Annotated in this window: 16 protein-coding genes; 9 read left to right on the top strand and 7 right to left on the bottom strand. The window is 70.3% G+C overall.

The genetic code is table 11. From position 1 onward, the window contains the following. Positions 1-73: 73 nt before the first annotated feature. Together ACIA8X_RS35265 and ACIA8X_RS35270 are read left to right on the top strand one after the other, a co-directional pair. Positions 74-487, top strand: coding sequence for a Zn-ribbon domain-containing OB-fold protein (locus ACIA8X_RS35265; RefSeq protein ID WP_093909133.1), 414 nt, complete (start codon positions 74-76; stop codon positions 485-487). Between the two features lie 164 nt (positions 488-651). Next, a complete protein-coding gene (locus tag ACIA8X_RS35270; RefSeq protein WP_399460001.1) occupies positions 652-3,414 on the top strand; it encodes an alpha/beta hydrolase family protein in 2,763 nt (920 codons plus the stop codon). Positions 3,415-3,460: 46 nt separating this feature from the next. Here the strand turns inward: ACIA8X_RS35270 and ACIA8X_RS35275 are convergent, their stop codons facing one another. Further along, entirely contained in the window at positions 3,461-3,847 is a 387-nt protein-coding gene (locus ACIA8X_RS35275) for a PPOX class F420-dependent oxidoreductase (RefSeq protein ID WP_393446756.1), read from the bottom strand. Between the two features lie 250 nt (positions 3,848-4,097). After that, on the bottom strand, positions 4,098-5,276 hold the full coding sequence (locus ACIA8X_RS35280; RefSeq protein WP_393446758.1) for a MalY/PatB family protein: 1,179 nt from the start codon (positions 5,274-5,276) through the stop codon (positions 4,098-4,100). Between the two features lie 25 nt (positions 5,277-5,301). On the opposite strand from ACIA8X_RS35280, the gene ACIA8X_RS35285 reads away from it, so the two are divergent. Both ACIA8X_RS35285 and ACIA8X_RS35290 read left to right on the top strand, forming a co-directional pair. Next, a complete protein-coding gene (locus ACIA8X_RS35285) occupies positions 5,302-6,318 on the top strand; it encodes a hypothetical protein (protein WP_393447340.1) in 1,017 nt (338 codons plus the stop codon). A gap of 96 nt (positions 6,319-6,414) precedes the next feature. After that, positions 6,415-7,785 (top strand): S1 family peptidase, encoded by a 1,371-nt coding sequence (locus ACIA8X_RS35290; RefSeq protein ID WP_393446760.1) that lies wholly within the window; start codon positions 6,415-6,417, stop codon positions 7,783-7,785. Positions 7,786-7,896: 111 nt separating this feature from the next. Here ACIA8X_RS35290 and ACIA8X_RS35295 read toward each other — a convergent pair whose 3' ends face one another. Together ACIA8X_RS35295 and ACIA8X_RS35300 are read right to left on the bottom strand one after the other, a co-directional pair. After that, positions 7,897-8,082: a hypothetical protein gene (locus ACIA8X_RS35295; RefSeq protein ID WP_393446762.1), complete on the bottom strand. Its 186-nt coding sequence runs from the start codon at positions 8,080-8,082 to the stop codon at positions 7,897-7,899. Between the two features lie 100 nt (positions 8,083-8,182). After that, complete coding sequence (locus ACIA8X_RS35300; protein ID WP_393446764.1) at positions 8,183-9,343, bottom strand: ROK family protein; 1,161 nt, start codon at positions 9,341-9,343, stop codon at positions 8,183-8,185. A gap of 182 nt (positions 9,344-9,525) precedes the next feature. On the opposite strand from ACIA8X_RS35300, the gene ACIA8X_RS35305 reads away from it, so the two are divergent. From ACIA8X_RS35305 to ACIA8X_RS35320, 4 genes are all read left to right on the top strand, one after another. Beyond that, positions 9,526-10,491, top strand: coding sequence for a carbohydrate ABC transporter permease (locus ACIA8X_RS35305; RefSeq protein WP_393446766.1), 966 nt, complete (start codon positions 9,526-9,528; stop codon positions 10,489-10,491). A 19-nt stretch (positions 10,492-10,510) separates the two neighbouring features. Continuing rightward, on the top strand, positions 10,511-11,437 hold the full coding sequence (locus ACIA8X_RS35310; protein ID WP_393446768.1) for a carbohydrate ABC transporter permease: 927 nt from the start codon (positions 10,511-10,513) through the stop codon (positions 11,435-11,437). A gap of 64 nt (positions 11,438-11,501) precedes the next feature. Then, on the top strand, positions 11,502-12,833 hold the full coding sequence (locus ACIA8X_RS35315; RefSeq protein ID WP_393446770.1) for an ABC transporter substrate-binding protein: 1,332 nt from the start codon (positions 11,502-11,504) through the stop codon (positions 12,831-12,833). Positions 12,834-12,847: 14 nt separating this feature from the next. Then, positions 12,848-14,050 (top strand): Gfo/Idh/MocA family protein, encoded by a 1,203-nt coding sequence (locus ACIA8X_RS35320; protein WP_393446772.1) that lies wholly within the window; start codon positions 12,848-12,850, stop codon positions 14,048-14,050. A 43-nt stretch (positions 14,051-14,093) separates the two neighbouring features. Here ACIA8X_RS35320 and ACIA8X_RS35325 read toward each other — a convergent pair whose 3' ends face one another. Together ACIA8X_RS35325 and ACIA8X_RS35330 are read right to left on the bottom strand one after the other, a co-directional pair. After that, entirely contained in the window at positions 14,094-14,795 is a 702-nt protein-coding gene (locus ACIA8X_RS35325; RefSeq protein WP_393446773.1) for a L,D-transpeptidase family protein, read from the bottom strand. A 162-nt stretch (positions 14,796-14,957) separates the two neighbouring features. Continuing rightward, complete coding sequence (locus tag ACIA8X_RS35330) at positions 14,958-15,755, bottom strand: SDR family NAD(P)-dependent oxidoreductase (protein WP_393446775.1); 798 nt, start codon at positions 15,753-15,755, stop codon at positions 14,958-14,960. Between the two features lie 48 nt (positions 15,756-15,803). Between ACIA8X_RS35330 and ACIA8X_RS35335 the strand changes: the two genes are divergently transcribed. Then, a complete protein-coding gene (locus tag ACIA8X_RS35335; protein ID WP_393446777.1) occupies positions 15,804-16,349 on the top strand; it encodes a hypothetical protein in 546 nt (181 codons plus the stop codon). Here ACIA8X_RS35335 and ACIA8X_RS35340 read toward each other — a convergent pair. Beyond that, positions 16,340-17,254, bottom strand: a complete 915-nt coding sequence (locus ACIA8X_RS35340) for an SDR family oxidoreductase (RefSeq protein WP_393446779.1) — start codon at positions 17,252-17,254, stop codon at positions 16,340-16,342. The two genes, ACIA8X_RS35335 and ACIA8X_RS35340, sit on opposite strands and share 10 nt — an antisense overlap. Between the last annotated feature and the right edge of the window lie 70 nt (positions 17,255-17,324).

Below are 17,324 nucleotides of genomic sequence, written 5' to 3' on the forward strand. Positions count from 1 at the left end.
GTGAACCGGGCACGTGCGTGCACGGACGACCCGCGCACGTGGGATTCCGGCCGAGCGCAGGGAGTTGACCAGCGTGTACCACCACTCAGGCAGCGTTGCTCGTCAGACCGTCGGCTTCGGAGCCGGCCTCCTCGAACCCGCGGCCCCGGACACGGAGGCCGTGCTCTTCCAGCGCTGCACCTGGTGCGGCACCGCCATGTACCACCGGCTGCTGTGCCCGGTCTGTCAGGGCAGTGACCTGCGCACGGAGCGCAGCGAGGGCGTCGGGACGGTCCGCCACTCCACCGTGGTGCACCGCAACACCCCCGCCGCGCGCAATGTGTCGCTGGTCGAGATGGCCGAGGGGTTCGTCGTGCGCGGCCGGGTCATGGGCCCGCCCATCGGCATCCACAGCGGGGACCGGGTACGGCTGTCCACGGCGAAGGACCCGGTCCGGGGCGAGCCGGTGTTCCAGCTCGTCGACGAGCCGTACCGGGCCTGGACCTGAGCCGCCGCTCCCGGACCGCCTGAGGGCTCTGGCCCCAACCCGGCCCACCGGGACCAACTCCCCCCTCCGTCACCTCCCTTCACAGGCAACGCACAAGCACCTTCCGCCGTCCTCTCCGAGTGAGGGCACCGGGGCAGTCCCGGGGCGAGCGGAAGGAGGGGCACGTGATTCGTGCCCGGCGAATAGGGGTCACCGCGGTGGCGTTACTCGCGGTGGTGGGGGCGTCGCCAGGGTGGGCCCAGGCTCAACCGGCGTCCGACGTCCGGCTGTTGGCCGACTCGGCGGACGACGGTGACGGTCTGCCGGCCGACTGGAGCATCACCGGCGAGGGCACCGCGCGCAAGCTGGTGTGGCGGTCCGACGAACGCGTACCCATGGGCGACGCCCGGGTCGAGTTCTACGCCGGCGACCGTCTGCTCGGCCGTCCCGCCCCCGGGAAGGACGGGCGCACGTTCCGGCTCGGCCTCGACGGGGTCCGCCTGGACTCGGTGCGGGACCTTCAAGTCCGGGCCGCCGGGCGCCGGTTGGACGCTACCGACACCGCATCCGGCGCGCGCTCGGCGGTGACCGTCCCGAAGCGGCTGCCGGCGAACCAGGTCGACCCCGGCAAGCCGGGCGCCTACGGGACCGTCACGGGCGAGTACGACCTCGACCCGGTACGGCTTCCGGGATTCACCGAGCCGGTCGAGATGCGGGCCGTGGTCGTGGCGCCAAAGAACGCCGACGGCCGCCGTCCGCTCGCGCTGTTCCTGCACGGACGCCACTTCACCTGCTACACCCCGCAGGGCGACATCACCGGCGACTGGCCCTGCGCCGCCGGCTCCAAGCCGGTGCCGAGTCACCGTGGTTATCTGCGCGACCAGCGCCTCCTGGCCTCCCAGGGCTATGTGACCGTTTCGATCTCCGCCAACGGCATCAACGGCCAGGACTGGCAGGCCGAGGACGGCGGGGCGCAGGCCCGTTCCTCGCTCGTACGGCAGCATCTCGCCCGCTGGGCCGACTGGTCCGCCCATCCGACCACGGCACCCGCGGCCGTACGCAAGTCGCCCAGGGCCGATCTGTCACGAGTGCTGCTCGTGGGGCACTCGCGAGGCGGCGAGGGCGTCAACCGGGCCGCGATGGACAGCCTCTACCCGCCGCCCGCGGCGCAGGACGGCTATCACGGACCGGTGCGCTGGCGCGTCCGCGGCACCGTACTCATCGGCCCGACGATCTTCGGCCAGAACCCCGTCCCGGACGTGCCGTCGATGACGATCCTGCCGGGCTGTGACGGCGATGTGTCCGATCTGCAGGGCGAGGTGTACGTCGACGGCACCCGCGGGGTGAGCCGTGGCAGCGCGCTGCACAGCGCCGTGTACATGGTCGGCGCCAACCACAACTACTTCAACAGCGAGTGGACGCCGGGGCAGGCCGAGGCGCCCGCCGACGACGACTTCTGGCACGACGAGGAGCAGCCCGACCCGGTCTGCTCCCCCGGCACCCGCACCCGGCTGACCGCCGACCAGCAGCACAAGGCCGGCGCCACCTACATCGCGGCGGCGGCACGGCTGTTCGTCGCCGGGGACGACCGGGTACGCCCGCTGCTCGACGGCTCGGGCCGGCGCGCCCCCTCGGCCGACCCCGCGCACGTGCTCACCCACGCGGTGGGCGCGAAGCGCGGCGCCGGTTTCCTGCCGGACGGCAAGGTCACCGTGAGCGGTGCCCGGCTCTGCCCGGCGGTGGATCCCGCCGCGGCCAAGGCCTGCCTCTCGTCGGAGACGGCCGGGGGCTCACCGCACTTCGCCCGGTGGGAGACCGACCGTGAGCCCGGCCGCCGCGCGGTCGCGCTGAGCTGGTCGGCCGCGGGGTCCGCCGCGCGGATCCGACCCGAACGTCCGCTGTCCCTCGCGGGCGCGAAGGCGCTCGCGCTGCGCGTCATCGTGCCGCCCAACACCACCGGAACGCAGCTGGACGTCTCCGTCACCGACACCGCAGGACGGCACCGGACCCTCGGCCGGGTCAAGGTCGACGGGCTGCCGGGGTCGGACCGGACGTCCTCGTACTGGGCGCGTGAGGTGCGCGTGCCGCTCGGGGCCGACGACGCGGCCGCGCTGGACCTCAAGCACGTCAAGTTCCTGGAGCTGACGCCGCGCACGAGGTCCGGGCGGGTTTGGCTGATGGACGCCTGGGCCTGGCAGCCGGGCACACCGGTCGTGCGGGAGGCCCGGCTGCCCCGGGTCGACATCGGCCGACTGACCATCAAGGAAGGGGACTCGGGCGTGCGGACCTATCGGGTGCCGGTGCGGGTCTCGGGGCAGGGCGGTGGGCAGGTACGGCTGTTCGTCGCCGACCCGGTCACGGGCAAGGTCACCGACCGGCTGGTGACGCTCCGGCCCGGTGCGCACGACATCGACGTACCGGTGAAGGTCGAGGGCAACACCCGCTACGGCTACGAGCTGGCCCACGACGTGTTCGTGAAGGCGGTCCACTCCTCCGTGGTGGGCGCGCACCGGGGCGGGGTGACCGCGGAGAACGACGACCCGATGCCCTCGATCTCCGTGACCCCGGTCGTGGACCGGGTGGCCGAGGGGCAGCCGCTGAAGTGGCGGGTGTCCCTGTCCGCGGTGGCCGACGTGGAGGTCGGCGCGATGTTCGCCGTGTTGCCGGTCACCGACGGACAGGAGCTGTCGACGAAGGACGTCGACCCGCGCTGGCTCCTGGAGAACTCCGGTGAGTACCCCGATCCCGAACGCCCGTTGTCCAAGGTGGGTCTCAATCTGTGGGCATCCGTCGACGCGGGTGAGAAGACCACGGAGCTGCTGGTGCCGACGCTGAAGGACGGAGTGGCCGAGCAGGCCGAGTCGGTGCGCTTCCAGATGGCCGACGACTCCGGTGAACCGCTGCCCGGCACGCCAGCGATGACGGGCACGGTCGTGGACGTCCGGTGACCGGTCACCGGACGTCCATGACATAGGCGGACAGGGCGTCAGGGCGTCAGGGCGTCAGCGTGATCCGTATGCCGACTGTGCCGTGCACACCGCGGCGCAGTCGGCTGCCGAGGAGTGTGAGGCGGCCGGTGATCCCGTACTTGCGGGCGATGAGCTTGCGGTAACGGGCCACGGTCGCCTCGTCGCAGATCTCGGCGGTGGCCGGGACCGACTCGCCGGTGGGCCTGCCACGCAGGTCACAGGGGCCGACGAGGACGTCGGCGCGGGCCCGGATGCGCTTGACCTTCCAGGAGTCGGCGACCGTCCACACGCCCAGCGCGTCCCCGTCGCGGACCACCCAGACCGGCGTGGGCACGCCGGTGCCGTTCTTGCGGTAGCTGGTGATGAGCAGGTACTTGCCCGCTCCGAGCTGCTCCAGCGACGTGTCGTCCATGGCCGGAAGTGTAGGCAGCGCGGAAGCGCAGGCGGCGGGCGGGCACCCCGATCGTCGCCCCACCGCGGCGACACGCCCGACGCCGCACCCACGCCGGGTCGGCCTCCGACCCAACCGGGCACTCTCGATCGCCGCCCCGCCCCGAACCTGCCAGACGCCGCCCACCCAGGCCGTGCCAGAGGACGCTCCCCCAGGGCATGCCGGACGCCCTCCGTCCGCACCGTGTAGATAGGCGCGCCCCCCCGCCGCCTCAGCCGAGCGCCACCGCCATCCGCCGTACCCCCTCCGCGATCAGCTCGGGCGACGTCGCCAGGTTCAGCCGTACGTGCCCAGCGCCGCCGGTGCCGAACGGGATGCCGGAATTGAGCGCGACCCGGCCGCGGTGCAGGAAGACGTCCGCCGGGTCCTCGTCGAGGCCGAGGGCGCGGCAGTCGAGCCAGGCGAGGTAGGTGGCCTCGGCGGGGCGGTAGGTGATCGTCGGGAGGTGTTCGGCGAGGAGGTTCGCGAGCAGGCGCCGGTTGTCGTCTAGGCCCGCCAGCAGGGCGTCGAGCCAGCCGGTGCCGTCGCGCAGGGCGGCGGTGTGGGCGATGACGCCGAGGTGGCTCGGGCCGTGGCTGACCTCTTCGGGCAGGCGGGCCAGGTCGGCGGCGGCAGCGGGCCCGGCGATGGCCAGGGCCGCCTTGAGCCCGGCCAGGTTCCAGGCCTTCGACGCCGACATCAGCGACAGCCCGCTCTCGCCGCCCGGGACGCTGAGGTACGGCACGAACTCGACGCCCTCGGCGGTGAGCGGTGCGTGGATCTCGTCGGCGACGACGCGCACGCCGTGGCGGTCGGCGAGGGCGGCCACGGCGGACAGTTCCTCCGCGGTGTGCACGGTGCCGGTCGGGTTGTGGGGGCTGCACAGCAGGAAGGCGGCACGCCGACCGCCCGTCACCGACCGCCGGAACGTCTCGTCCAGCGCGTCGAGGTCGATGCGCAGGTCCGCGCCCAGCGGGGCCTCCACCACCCGCCGGTCCATGTGGTCGACGAACTGGTAGAACGGCGGATACACGGGTGAGTTCACCACGACCGCATCGCCCGGCCCGGTGACCAGCTTGAGCATTTCCACCACGCCGAGCATCACGTCGGGCACGATCGCCGTCCGCTCCACCGCGAGCCCGTCCCAGCCCCACCGCTTGTCCGCGAAGGCGGCGAGCGCCTCGGCGTAGCCGGTGCCCGCCGGATACCCGGTGTCGCCGAGGGCGAGGGCGTCGGTGACCGCGCGGACGATCGGTTCGGCGAGCGGCACGTCCATCTCGGCCACCCACAGCGGCAGCACGTCGTCGGGGTAGGTGCGCCACTTCATGCTCGTACGACATCGCAGGCGATCGAGGGTCAGGGCGCGAAGGGGATTGGGTTCTCCGGACGTCTCGTGCGGGATCCTGGTCATGGGGCACAAGATAGGGGGCCGTGCGGTGGCCGGGAACGGCGAGAACGGGGCGTGGGCGGTGACGGGCCGCGGATTCCTCGAAGTGGCCTGCGACGAGTCGGGGTCGGACGGCGAGAATCTCACCGGCGGGAACACCGATGTGTTCGCGCACGCCAGTGTGCGGCTGCCCGTGGATTCGGCCGCCGCATATGTGCAGGAGGTCCGGGACCGGATTCGCTCGCCCGCGTCGGAGTACAAGGCGAACCATCTGCTGCGGGAGAAACACCGGGCGGTGCTGGAATGGCTGCTCGCGCCCGCCGGGCCCATCCATGGAAACGCCCAGGTGCATCTGATCGAGAAGGCGTACTTCGTCGTGGACCGGGCCGTCGACCTGCTGCTCGGCGACGGCACCGAGGCGCTCGGCCTGTACCGGGCAGGGCGAGGGGATTTCGGCGAAGAGCTCTGGCGGGATTTCCTGACGGCGGCCAATCAGTTGCTGCGCGTCAGGAACGACGGTGAGCCCCATGAACCCGTCGATGTCTTCTTCCGCACGGTACGGGCGCTGCGGCGCGCGGATTGCCGTACGGAAATGGCCGAAACGCTGGACCGACTCGCGGCGTCCCGGCCACGCGCTGATTCCTATCGGGCGCGGCTGCTGGACGGACCGACCCTCATACCCGTCCTGAATCCCCTGCTGCCCGCCATCGTGAATACGGCCGCTCTCTGGAGTGCCGGAGGACGGTCCGTGCGTCTCGTCCACGACCGGCAGAACATGCTGACACCGGAACGCATCGCCTGGATCGAGGAAACGGCCCGGCGGGCCGGTATCGGGTTCGGCGGGCTGCGGCTGGTGCACTCGGTGCTCGATCCACGGGTGCAGCTCGCCGACTTCCTCGCGGGGATCGCCCGCAAGATCGCCTCCGACGAGCTGAACGGACACGGTGATCCGGCACTCACCGCGCTGCTCCGCCCGTACGTGGATCCGGCGTCCATATGGGGCGACGAGCGCAGCTGGACACTCCTCGGGCGGGAACCGAAGCAAGAGCGATCCCCCGTGCGGTGAACACGGGCGGGCCCGGCCACGTATGGAGAGAGGGTGCTCAACTACGGGAGGGCCCCGCGGCGTTGACGCCGTGCTGTACTGGTTCGGGAGCCCTGCATGAGGCACGCACGACGACGTCTCGTCCGGCGAGTGACACGGCTGGCGGCGGTCGGCGGACTCCTCCTCGGAGGAACGATGGTCACACGCGCCGTGGCGAGCGAACCACCGGACGCCTCCGCCGTCCCACACACCTACGCGGCTTCGGCCGCCGGCACCGGTAGCGATCTCGTCTCGCGGCTTGGTGCGTCCCGTACGGCGGGCAGCTGGCTCGGTGCCGACGGGAAGCCGGTCGTCGCGGTCACCGACGAGGAGGCCGCTGCCGAGGTGCGCAAGGCCGGTGCCGAAGCGAAGATGGTCGACCACAGCATGGACGACCTGAAGTCGGCGACGTCGACGCTGCGTTCGGCACCCCGGGTGGCCGGCACGGCGTGGGTCATGGACTACCGCTCCAACCAGGTGGTCGTACGGGGCGACAGCACCGTCTCCGCCACCGACTGGTCCCGGATGACACAGGTCGCCGAGGACATCGGGGGCTTCGTCCGCATGGAGCGCACCGAGGGCACCTTCACGACGCGGCTCAATGGCGCGCTGCCGCTGCTGTCGACCGCCGGGCGCTGCTCGGCCGGCTTCAATGTCACCGACGGGCAGCGCGACTTCATCCTCACGGCTGGGCACTGCGGGCCGAACGGTTCGGTGTGGTTCGCCGACAACCAGGGCAGCCGGCAGATCGGGGAGACGGTCCAGCAGAACTTCCCCGGCGGTGACTTCTCCCTGGTGGAGTACACCGGCGGGGACGCGGGGTCCGGGGCCGACGTCGTGTCCATCGGTGACGGCAAGGGGGTGCGGATCACCGGCGCGGCCGATCCCGCCGTCGGACAGCGGGTGTTCCGCAGCGGCAGCACGAGCGGGCTGCGCGACGGCGAGGTGACGGCGCTCAACGCCACGGTCAACTACCCCGAGGGGACGGTCACGGGGCTGATCGAGACGAACGTGTGCGCCGAACCCGGGGACAGCGGTGGTCCGATGTTCTCCGAGGGGGTCGCGCTGGGCGTGACGTCGGGCGGCAGCGGCGACTGCAACGCGGGCGGTACGACGTTCTTCCAGCCGGTGGCCAAGGCGCTGGCCGCGTTGAACGTCAAGCTGCTCGTGGCGGCGCAGAACGGGTCGGGTCAGGGTGCCGCACCGGCGCCGTCCGCGTCGGCGACGCAGAGTGGGATCTCGCCCGGTGACGCGTCGCCCGGCTCGTCGGCCTCGGTGAACGGCACGGACGCCTCGACCCTGCTGTCCCGCCTCGCGGACCCGAAGAACGTCGGTCCCGGTCTGCTGGTCGTCGCGGGCAGCCTGGTCGCGCTGGTGGCGACCCGGTTCATCCGGGCGGAACAGGACCGCAAGAGGTACCGGCGCTACTACTCGGCGACCTGGGGCTGACCTCGGCGATACGGGAAAGGCACCCCTGGTGTCAGGGGTGCCCGGTGAGGGTGCTGCGATGGGTGCCGAGGCGTGTCGAGGAGGGTGCTCGGGCTGGGCTGAGGCGAGTGCTCAGGCCGCCTTCTCCGACGGCGGGGCCGCTGCGGCCCACTCCAGGACCAGGCGCTGATACTCCTCGCGCTGTTCGACGCTCAGTGTCCCGCCCGATCGGCGCCACAGCGCCCGGATCTCCTCGTTGACCTCGTCAGCCGATCGCTCGGAGGCGAATTCAACGGTGATGGACATGATGTGAAGCATACGGCTCCTGAGGTGAAGACGCTGTGAGCTAGATCGCACAATGCGGACATATCGGACCGTGTTGCTGATCACGCGCATCTGTCAACGCCCATCGCCGAGTTCAGGCGTCCGCAGCCCCCAGCACCAGCACCTGGATCGCCAGAACGGCGGCACCCCGCGCCCAGTCGTGAAAGTCGGACACCTTGGTCTCCAGGTCGATCGGTGCCGCGAGCGGATGCCGCTGGGCGCGAATGGCCTCCGTCACGGCCTTGCCGGCGACGTCCATGAGACCCACCCCCTCTCCGGCGAGCAGGATCTTCTGCGGCAGCACGAAGTTGCCGATCTGGGCGACCAGCGTGCCGAGCGCGCGGGCCGCCTCTTCGATGACCCGGGCAGGCATCGCCTCACCCGCCGCGGCGAGCTCCAGGATCTCCTCGTACGTCCGGTCACGGCCGGTGGCGGCCTGCACCTGGTAGCGGATGTTGGGGATGGTCAGCAGCGAGACGGCGCTGCCCCGCGCCCCGTCCGGGGTGAGCGGTCCGTTGGGGTTCACGATCCAGTGCCGCCCGAAACCGCGGTCCTCCTCGGCGTACGGCACCCGCTTGCCGCCCAGCACCAGGCCGTAGCCGATGCCGGCGCCGATGGTCAGGACGACGAAGCGGTCGAGGCCGCGCCCGGCGCCGAACCAGGTCTCGGCCTCGACGAGCGCGGCCACGTCGTTCTCCACGACGACCGGCAGCCCCGTCCGCTCCTCGACCAGCTCGGCCAGCGGGACGTCGCTCCACTGCAGGAACGGGGACTCCCCGACCACCGCGCGGTCCTCGACGAGACCGCCCACGCCGATGCCGATGCCCGCGAGCCGGGGGTGGCTGCCGGCGAGTTCATCGGCCATCTCCCCCAGCAGGTCCACGACTTCGGCGGGGTCGTGGGTGGCGAGAGGGCGGTCGTAGCGGGCGACGATCTCGCTCCTGAGGGTGGTCACGACGCCGTAGACCATGTCCTCGGTGATCTTGAAGCCGATGAAGGAGCGGGATTCGGCGACGACGTCCAGCGGCTGGGAGGGACGGCCCTGACGCACCTCCGCGGGGGCGCCCGCTTCGGGGACCTCGACGAGGAGACCCGATTCGATCAGCGGTTTGGTCAGCCGGGTGAGGCTGCCCGCGGACAGGTTGAGCCGCCGGGCGAGTTCGGTGCGCGACACGGGGCCGCCGAGGAGTACCTCGATGGCCACCGAGCGCTCACCGGGACTGAGAGGAAGCCAGCTGGCGGCTACTGGGGTCATGGTCGTCAGGCTCCCACAGGATTCTTTCCCTCATGATTTCTTTCTCTGCAAAAGCAACCAGGCCAGTCTAAGACGGTCAGCACGGCCGGGAAAAGATGTTCGCGCGCACCTTGACGGCTGGATTCTTCCGCGACAAAAGTAAGTGACCGAGGACGAGCCGCCGAAGACGAGGGAGTCTCCCGATGACCATCGCCTCCAGCAGTCCACCGTCGCGTCTGCCACTGGGCGACGCCACGGGGGCGGGGACCAAGTCGAGGACACGGCGGGCGGGACCCCGCGAGAACCAGGGTGACGGGCGGCTCGCCGCGGTGTTCCTCGCCCCGGCGCTGCTGGGCTTCGCCGTCTTCCTGCTCTGGCCGACGCTGCGGGGCATCTACCTGAGCTTCACCCGCTTCAACCTGCTCACGCCGGCGGAGTGGGTGGGCCTGGACAACTACGTGCGGATGGTCAACGACCCGATCTTCTGGGACTCGCTGACGGTGACCGTGGAGTACGTGGTCATCAACATCGGGGTGCAGACGGTCTCGGCGCTCGCCATCGCGGTGCTGGTCCAGCGACTGACGCAGTCGGCGGTACTGCGGGGGATCGTGCTCACGCCGTATCTGATGTCGAACGTCGTCGCGGGCATCGTCTGGCTCTGGATCCTGGACACCCAGCTCGGTATCGGCAACGAGATCATCGCGGCGGTCGGGGTCGACCGCATACCGTTCCTGGCCGACGAGACCTGGGCGATCCCGACGATCGCCCTGATCAACGTGTGGCGGCACGTGGGATACACCGCGCTGCTGCTCTTCGCGGGCCTCCAGGCGATCCCGAACGACATGTACGAGGCCGCGAAGGTGGACGGCGCGAGCGAGTGGCGGATGTTCTGGCGGATCACGATGCCGTTGCTGCGGCCGGTCCTGGCGGTCGTGCTGATCATGACGGTGATCGGTTCGTTCCAGGTGTTCGACACGGTCGCCGTGACGACCGCGGGCGGTCCGGCGAACGCCACCAACGTCCTGCAGTACTACATCTACGGCGCCGCCTTCGGCCGCTTCCAGTTCGGCTACGCGTCCGCCATGTCCGTCGCCCTGCTGGTGGTGCTCAGCGCCATCACCGTCATCCAGTACCGGATCACCCGGGCCGGCCAGACCGACCTCGGCTGAGAAGAAGGGAGACCCCGGCATGGCTACTGTGACCGCTCCGACGACACAGACCCGCGTACGACCCGTCAGGCGCCGCCCTTCCCTGGGACGAATCGTGGCCTGGGCGGTGATGGCAGCGATCGTGCTCGTCACGCTGCTGCCGTTCTACTGGATCCTGCGCACCGCGCTGTCCACCAACACCGCGCTCGCGGCCCACCCCGGCGACCCGCTGCCCGTCGACCTGACCGGCGGTGGCTTCGAGCGGGCGCTGGGCCTGCAGTCCACCGAGGAGGCGATCGCCCAGGGCGGCGCGGGCGGCGGGCTCAAGTTCTGGCGCTACCTGATCAATTCGGTCGTCGTGTCGACGCTGATCACCGGCTGTCAGATCTTCTTCTCCGCCATGGCCGCGTACGCCTTCGCCCGGCTGCGGTGGCGCGGCCGGGACAAGGTGTTCGGGCTGTTCCTGGCCGGGCTGATGGTCCCCACGATCTTCACGCTGCTGCCGAACTTCGTGCTCATCAAGCAACTCGGGCTCATCGACAGCCTGTTGGGCATCGCCCTGCCCACGATGTTCATGACGCCGTTCGCGGTGTTCTTCCTCAGGCAGTTCTTCATGAACGTGCCCCGGGAGGTCGAGGAGGCGGCCCTGCTGGACGGCGCCGGGAAGATCCGGGTCTTCTTCCGGGTGATGCTGCCGATGGCGTCGACTCCCGTGATCACCCTGGGCGTGCTGACGTACATCACCTCCTGGAACGACTACTTCTGGCCGCTGATGGTGTCGTACAGCGACAGTTCGCGGGTGCTCACGGTGGCGCTGGCCATGTTCCGGGCACAGACCCCGCAGTCCGGCTACGACTGGTCCGGCCTGATGGCGGCCACGCTCATCGCCGCTCTCCCGATGCTCGCGCTCTTCGCCGTCTTCGCACGCCGCATCGTCAGCTCCATCAGCTTCACCGGCATCAAGTAAGGGGACAGGGATGGGAATTCGAATGCTCCCCCACGCTCGAATGAACTCGCGCGGGGGGACCCCCATGGTCGCCGCACTGGCCGGGGCTCTCGCGCTGTCCCTGGTGACCGGCTGCGCTCAGGGCGACTCCGTGTCAGCAGGCAAGAACACCGTGACGTACTGGCTGTGGGACGCCAACCAGCTGCCCGCGTACCAGGCCTGCGCGAAGGGCTTCGAGAAGGAGAACCCGGGTCTGAAGGTGAGGATCACCCAGATGGGCTGGGCCGACTACTGGACCAAGCTCACCGCGAGCTTCATCGCGGGCACCGAGCCGGACGTCTTCACCGACCACATCCAGCGGTTCGGGCAGTTCGCCGACCTGAAGGTGCTCGAACCGCTGGACGACCTGGGCATCGACGACTCCGCCTACCAGTCGGGGCTGGCCGCCAACTGGACGGGGCAGGACGGCCACCGCTACGGAGCGCCCAAGGACTGGGACACCGTCGCCCTCTTCTACAACCAGAAGATGGTCAAGGAGGCCGGACTCACCGCCGACCAGCTGAACACCCTCTCCTGGAACCCGAAGGACGGCGGCACCTTCGAGAAGGCCATCGCGCATCTGACCGTCGACAAGAACGGCAAGCGCGGCGACGAAGAGGGCTTCGACAAGAACAACGTCAAGGTGTACGGGATGGCGACGGGCGGTGCGGGCGACAGCGACGGACAGACCACCTGGAGCCCGTTCGCCGCCTCGGCGGGCTGGCACTACACGGACAAGGCCCGCTGGGGCACCAAGTACCAGTACGACAGCGAGACCTTCCAGTCGGCGGTCGACTGGTACTTCGATCTGGCGAAGAAGGGCTACCTCGCGCCCTTCACCGACTACACCGACGGAGCCAACCCGGCCAACGCCCAGCTCGCCTCCGGCAAGGCGGCGACCTCCTTCGACGGCGCCTGGATGATCTCCACGTACTACAGCACCAAGGGCCTCGACGTCGGCACCGCACCCACGCCGATCGGCCCGACCGGCAAGCGGGCCACCATGATGAACGGCCTCGCCGACTCCGTCACCAAGAACGCCCGCAACAAGGAGGGCGCGAAGAAATGGGTGCGGTACCTGGCCTCCGACGAGTGCCAGAAGACCGTCGGCGGCTACGGCATCGTCTTCCCCGCCACCCCGGACGGCACCCAGGCGGCCGTGGCGGCGTACAAGAAGAAGGGCATCGACGTGTCCGCCTTCACCGAACCGGTCACCGACAAGAAGGACTCCACCACCTTCTCCTTCCCGATCACCGACTACTCGGCGGACGTGTACTCCCTGATGCGCCCCGCGATGCAGGACGTCTTCGCCAACGACGCCCCGGTGAGCGGGCTGACCAACACCAACGACCAGATCAACCTCATCCTCGGCCAGTGAAAGGCATCCACTCCATGACGTTCTCCCTCGGCATCGTCGGCGCCGGCCAGTTCTCGGGCCAGTTCGCGAAACTGTTCCTGGCCCATCCCGGCGTCACCGACGTCTACGTCACCGACCTCCTGCCCGAACGAGCCGAGCAACTCGCCGCCGCCGAAGGCCTGACCGGCACGTTCCCCTCGTACGAGGCCATGCTGGAGTCGGAGGCCGTCGACGCGGTCGCCATCTTCACCCAGCGCTGGACGCACGGCCCGCTGGTGCTCCAGGGCCTGAACGCGGGCAAGCACGTCTACTCCGCCGTGCCCATGGCGATCACCGCGGAGGAGATCGCGGCGATCATCGAGGCGGTCAAGGCGACCGGGCTGACGTACATGATGGGCGAGACCAGTCAGTACAACCCGGCGACCGTGCACGCCCGCAACCAGATCGCCGAGAGCGCCTTCGGGCGGCTCTTCTATGCCGAGGGCGACTACGTCCACGACATGGATCTGGGGTTCTACGAGGCGTACCAGTACAGCGGCGGCGAGAACTGGAAGGCCACCGCCTCCTATCCCCCGCTGCTGTACCCGACGCACGCCGTGGGCGGTGTGCTGGGGGCCTGGCAGACGCACGCCGTCAGTGTCTCGGCGATCGGGGTCGTGGACGACCGGGGCGACGGCGTCTTCGACAAGGACGTCAGCCAGTTCGGCAACGACGTGTCCAACGCGACCGCGTTGTTCGAGGTCGCGGGCGGCGGCTCGTTCCGTACGAACGAGTTCCGGCGGGTCGGATACCCCTCCCACATACGGGAGTCGCGTTTCCGGTTCTTCGGCACCGAGGCGAGCATGGAGCAGCTCGCCACCGTGGCCCTGTGGCAGGACAAGAAGGGCGTCAAGGACATCAGCGAGCTGCTGGAGCCCAAGCCCACCATGGCTCCTGACGATCCGTCACTTCAGCACATCGCGCCGGATCTGCGGGCGGCCTTCACCTCGGGTTCGGCGCCGGTGCACGACCGGGCGCGGCTGCCGCGGGAGTTCGACAACCTGCACAACGGTCACGAGGGCAGCCACCACTTCCTGGTCGACGACTTCGTGACCGCGGTCAACACCCGCACCCTGCCGTCCGTGAACGCGTGGGTGGCGGCCCGCTACACCCTGCCGGGCATCGTCGCGCACGAGTCGGCGCGGCAGGGCGGGGTCAGGCTGGAGATCCCGGACTTCGGGGACGCGCCCGAGGCGTGACGTTTCCCCGACATCGACCCGCGAGCCGGGTGCCTGTCCTGACTCAGGTGCCCGGCTTGCGGCCGTACACGTAGACGTCGTCGCCGTTCTTCAGCAGCGACCAGTACTTCTTGGCGTCGGTCTTGGTCATGTTGACGCAGCCGTGCGAGCCGGGCGGGTTCCACATGCTGACGCCGACCGAGTGGAAGGCCTGGCCGCCGTCGAAGAACTGGGCGTAGGGCATGGGCACGTTGTAGATGCTCGACACGTGGTCGATATTGCGCCAGTAGATCTTCTTCAGGCCGGTGCGCGTCTCGTAGCCGTTGCGGCCGGTGCGGACCGGGACAGGGCCGTACACGAGGTTCTTGCCGTCCTGGATCCAGCTCAGCTGGAGCGTGAGGTTCACGCAGGCGATGCGGCCCTTGTTGACGGGGCACTTGCCGTCCTTGTTGGGGTTGTTGCCGACGGCCTTCTGCTTGTTCATGAGGTCCATCACGCCCCAGGTGACGGGTCCCGCGTAGCCGGCGTTCGGGGAGATGCCGTGCTTGGTCTGGAAGGCCTGGATGGCCTTGCAGTCGGTGGTGGACTGTTTGCCGTCGACCGGTCGGCCGAGAAACTTCTCGACCTGCTTCTGATAGGGGCCGGTCTGGGTCGTGCAGCTCGGGGCCGCCTGCGCCGGAGCGGCGGCGAGCGTGAGCGCGAGCGGTGCGACGAGTCCGCCGGTGATGCCGAGTGCGACGGCGCGCCGTCTGCGTATGTCCCCCATGGCCGGGCCTCTCCCTTGCGTGTTCCTGTGGACTTCTGCCTGGTAGACCGGTGTGCGGGGGTGTCGGTTGTGGCCCGGGCCGGGCTGTGACCAAACGGTGAAATTTGGCCAGGCAGCGGGGCGCGGAATGTGGCGTGGCCCACTCGGTGAGCCGGGCGTGCCTCAGGTGTCGTCCGGGCGCCGGACCGCCGCCTGGAATCCGGTGTTGACCGCGGTGAGCCCGCCGTCGACGGTGAGAGTGGTGCCGGTGATCCAGGCCGCGTCCCGCGACGCCAGGAAGGCGACCGCGGCGGCGATGTCCTCGGGTTCGCCGACCCGGCCCAGAGGGTAGAGCACGCGGACGGCGTCGAGATCCCCGTCCCGTCCCTCCCAGGCGGAGGTGCGCACCGTGCCCGGCACCACCAGGTTGACGCGGACTCCTCGGGGGGCCGCGTGGCCAGCGAGGGTGCGGGTGAGGGAGCCGAGGCCGGCCTTGGCGGCGCTGTAGCCGTGGTTGCCGAAGTCCTGGAGACCGTTGACGGAGCCGATGTTCACGATGGCGCCGCGGCCTGTGGCGGCCAGGTGCGGGAGGGCGGCGCGGCAGCAGCGGTAGGGGCCGGTCAGGGTGATGTCGAGGTCGCGGGCCCAGGCCTCGTCCGGGCCGTCCTCGAAGAGGTCGGTGTCGGGAGTGCAGGAGGCCGCGCTGTTGACGAGGACGTCGAGCGAGCCGAAACCCTCGACCGCGTGCGCGACGGCCGCCTCGACGGAGGCCCGGTCGGCGACGTCGCAGGCCAGCGCCTCCACCGTGAGGCCCAGGCCGCGCAGCGTCGACGCGGTTGTCCCGGCCTCGGGTCCGTCCCGGTCGGTCACCAGGACGCGCGCCCCCTCCTCGGCGAACCGGCGTGCGGTGGCCGCGCCGATGCCGCGGGCAGCGCCGGTGATCAGGACTCCATGACCTGCGAAGCGCGTCGTGTCCGTCATGGAGCGACCGTAGTGCCGGGAGGATCATCCGGGCAGTAGCGTGCGTCCATGTCAGCGTTCCTACAGCAACTCCCCGCGCTCATCGGCGTCTTGATCGGCGCGATCGGCTCGTACGTGGTGGTCGTGCGGGGCGACCAGGCGAGGTTCCGGCGGGAGCGGGCGGCCCGTTGGGAGGAACGGCGCTTGGCGGCGTACGTCGACTATGCGCAGGCGCTCAAGAAGTCGGTCACTCTCACCTACCAGGTCTCCGCCCACCTCGACAACGACCCGCACCCGCATCCCCTGACCCTGCAGGAGGCGGAGCCGCTGTTCGCCGAGGCCATGGCCGCACAGGATCCGGCCTGGGAGGCGCTGCTGCTCCTGGGCAGCCCGCAGGTGGTGGAGAGAGCGCGGAGCTGGGTACTGACGCTCATCGACATGGAGCAGTTCGTTCGGCAGGACGCCCGTGATCCGGCCGCCTGGCACGTGCTGCTGGAACAGCAGAGGGCCAGCCGCGACGGCTACTACACCGCTGTACGCGACGATCTGGCCCTGCCGCCCGGCCACTCCGCGCGCTGGTCCCCACCCCCGCTGCCCACCTCGTCTCAGCGGTAGCCGACGGTGTCCGCCGGCTTCCCCGCGTCCTGGACCTCGACCAGGTACCGCCAGGCGTCGGGGCGGCTGCCGTCGAGGTCCGTGAAGCCGTAGACCTGCGCGAGCTGACCGCCCGAGAGGGACTCCCCGTTCCAGCGGGCCACGTCGGGGTCGGCGGCGAGGGCGGCGACGGCGCGGCCCACGTAGCGCGGGGTCTCGGAGATGGCGAAGTGCGGGACGCGTTCGAGGGCGTCGCGCCAGTTGTCCTCCCGCACCCCGAAGGCGTCGAGCATCATCTCCGAGCGCAGCCAGCCCGGGGTCAGGGCGACGGCGGTGGCGCCGCGTGGTCCGAGTTCGTGGCCGAGGGAGAAGGCCATACGCAGGACGGACGCCTTGGCGAGGTCGTAGAAGAAGGAGTTCCGGTAGTGGTCGCGGTTGTACTCCGCGGTGCCGTCGGTCATCTCGACGACCAGTCCGCCGGGGTGGCGCAGGAGCAGGGGCAGGGCGTGGTGGCTGGTGATCGCGTGCGTCTCGACGGCGAGCCGGAGCAGCCTGAGGCCCTTGTCGAGGTCGTGCTCCCAGACGGGGCTGTCCCAGGCGAAGAGCTTCTCGCCGCCCCAGACGTCGTTGACGAGGACGTCGAGGCGGCCCTGCTCGTCCGCGATGCGGTCCACGAGGGCGCGGACCTGCGTCGGGTCGAGGTGGTCGGTGGGTACGGCGATGCCGGTGCCGCCCGCCTCGGTGACCAGGTCGGCGGTGTCCTCGATCGTCTCGGGACGGTCGTACTCCGAGCGCCGGCCGCGTGTGCTGCGTCCGGTCACGTAGACGGTGGCGCCGGCGGCACCGAGTTCCACGGCGATGCCGCGTCCGGCTCCCCGTGTCGCCCCGGCGACCAGCGCGACCTTGTCCTTCAACGGTTGTGACATGTCCGGCCTCCCGACCCTGTGCGAGCGCTGTCGCTCTTGAGGGTGCCGGGTAAGCCGGACATCTTCTGTC

The organism is Streptomyces sp. NPDC051738 (assembly GCF_044453205.1).
Taxonomy (GTDB): domain Bacteria; phylum Actinomycetota; class Actinomycetes; order Streptomycetales; family Streptomycetaceae; genus Streptomyces.

What these genes read in the sequence shown, in the direction of transcription:
- ACIA8X_RS35275 (WP_393446756.1), bottom strand. Translation starts at nt 3,847, where the DNA reads ATGGACGACACGTCGCTGGAGCAGCTCGGAGCGGGCAAGTACCTGCTC.
- ACIA8X_RS35280 (WP_393446758.1), bottom strand. Translation starts at nt 5,276, where the DNA reads ATGACCAGGATCCCGCACGAGACGTCCGGAGAACCCAATCCCCTTCGC.
- ACIA8X_RS35290 (WP_393446760.1), top strand. Translation starts at nt 6,415, where the DNA reads ATGAGGCACGCACGACGACGTCTCGTCCGGCGAGTGACACGGCTGGCG.
- ACIA8X_RS35295 (WP_393446762.1), bottom strand. Translation starts at nt 8,082, where the DNA reads ATGCTTCACATCATGTCCATCACCGTTGAATTCGCCTCCGAGCGATCG.
- ACIA8X_RS35300 (WP_393446764.1), bottom strand. Translation starts at nt 9,343, where the DNA reads ATGACCCCAGTAGCCGCCAGCTGGCTTCCTCTCAGTCCCGGTGAGCGC.
- ACIA8X_RS35305 (WP_393446766.1), top strand. Translation starts at nt 9,526, where the DNA reads ATGACCATCGCCTCCAGCAGTCCACCGTCGCGTCTGCCACTGGGCGAC.
- ACIA8X_RS35310 (WP_393446768.1), top strand. Translation starts at nt 10,511, where the DNA reads ATGGCTACTGTGACCGCTCCGACGACACAGACCCGCGTACGACCCGTC.
- ACIA8X_RS35315 (WP_393446770.1), top strand. Translation starts at nt 11,502, where the DNA reads ATGGTCGCCGCACTGGCCGGGGCTCTCGCGCTGTCCCTGGTGACCGGC.
- ACIA8X_RS35320 (WP_393446772.1), top strand. Translation starts at nt 12,848, where the DNA reads ATGACGTTCTCCCTCGGCATCGTCGGCGCCGGCCAGTTCTCGGGCCAG.
- ACIA8X_RS35325 (WP_393446773.1), bottom strand. Translation starts at nt 14,795, where the DNA reads ATGGGGGACATACGCAGACGGCGCGCCGTCGCACTCGGCATCACCGGC.
- ACIA8X_RS35330 (WP_393446775.1), bottom strand. Translation starts at nt 15,755, where the DNA reads ATGACGGACACGACGCGCTTCGCAGGTCATGGAGTCCTGATCACCGGC.
- ACIA8X_RS35335 (WP_393446777.1), top strand. Translation starts at nt 15,804, where the DNA reads ATGTCAGCGTTCCTACAGCAACTCCCCGCGCTCATCGGCGTCTTGATC.
- ACIA8X_RS35340 (WP_393446779.1), bottom strand. Translation starts at nt 17,254, where the DNA reads ATGTCACAACCGTTGAAGGACAAGGTCGCGCTGGTCGCCGGGGCGACA.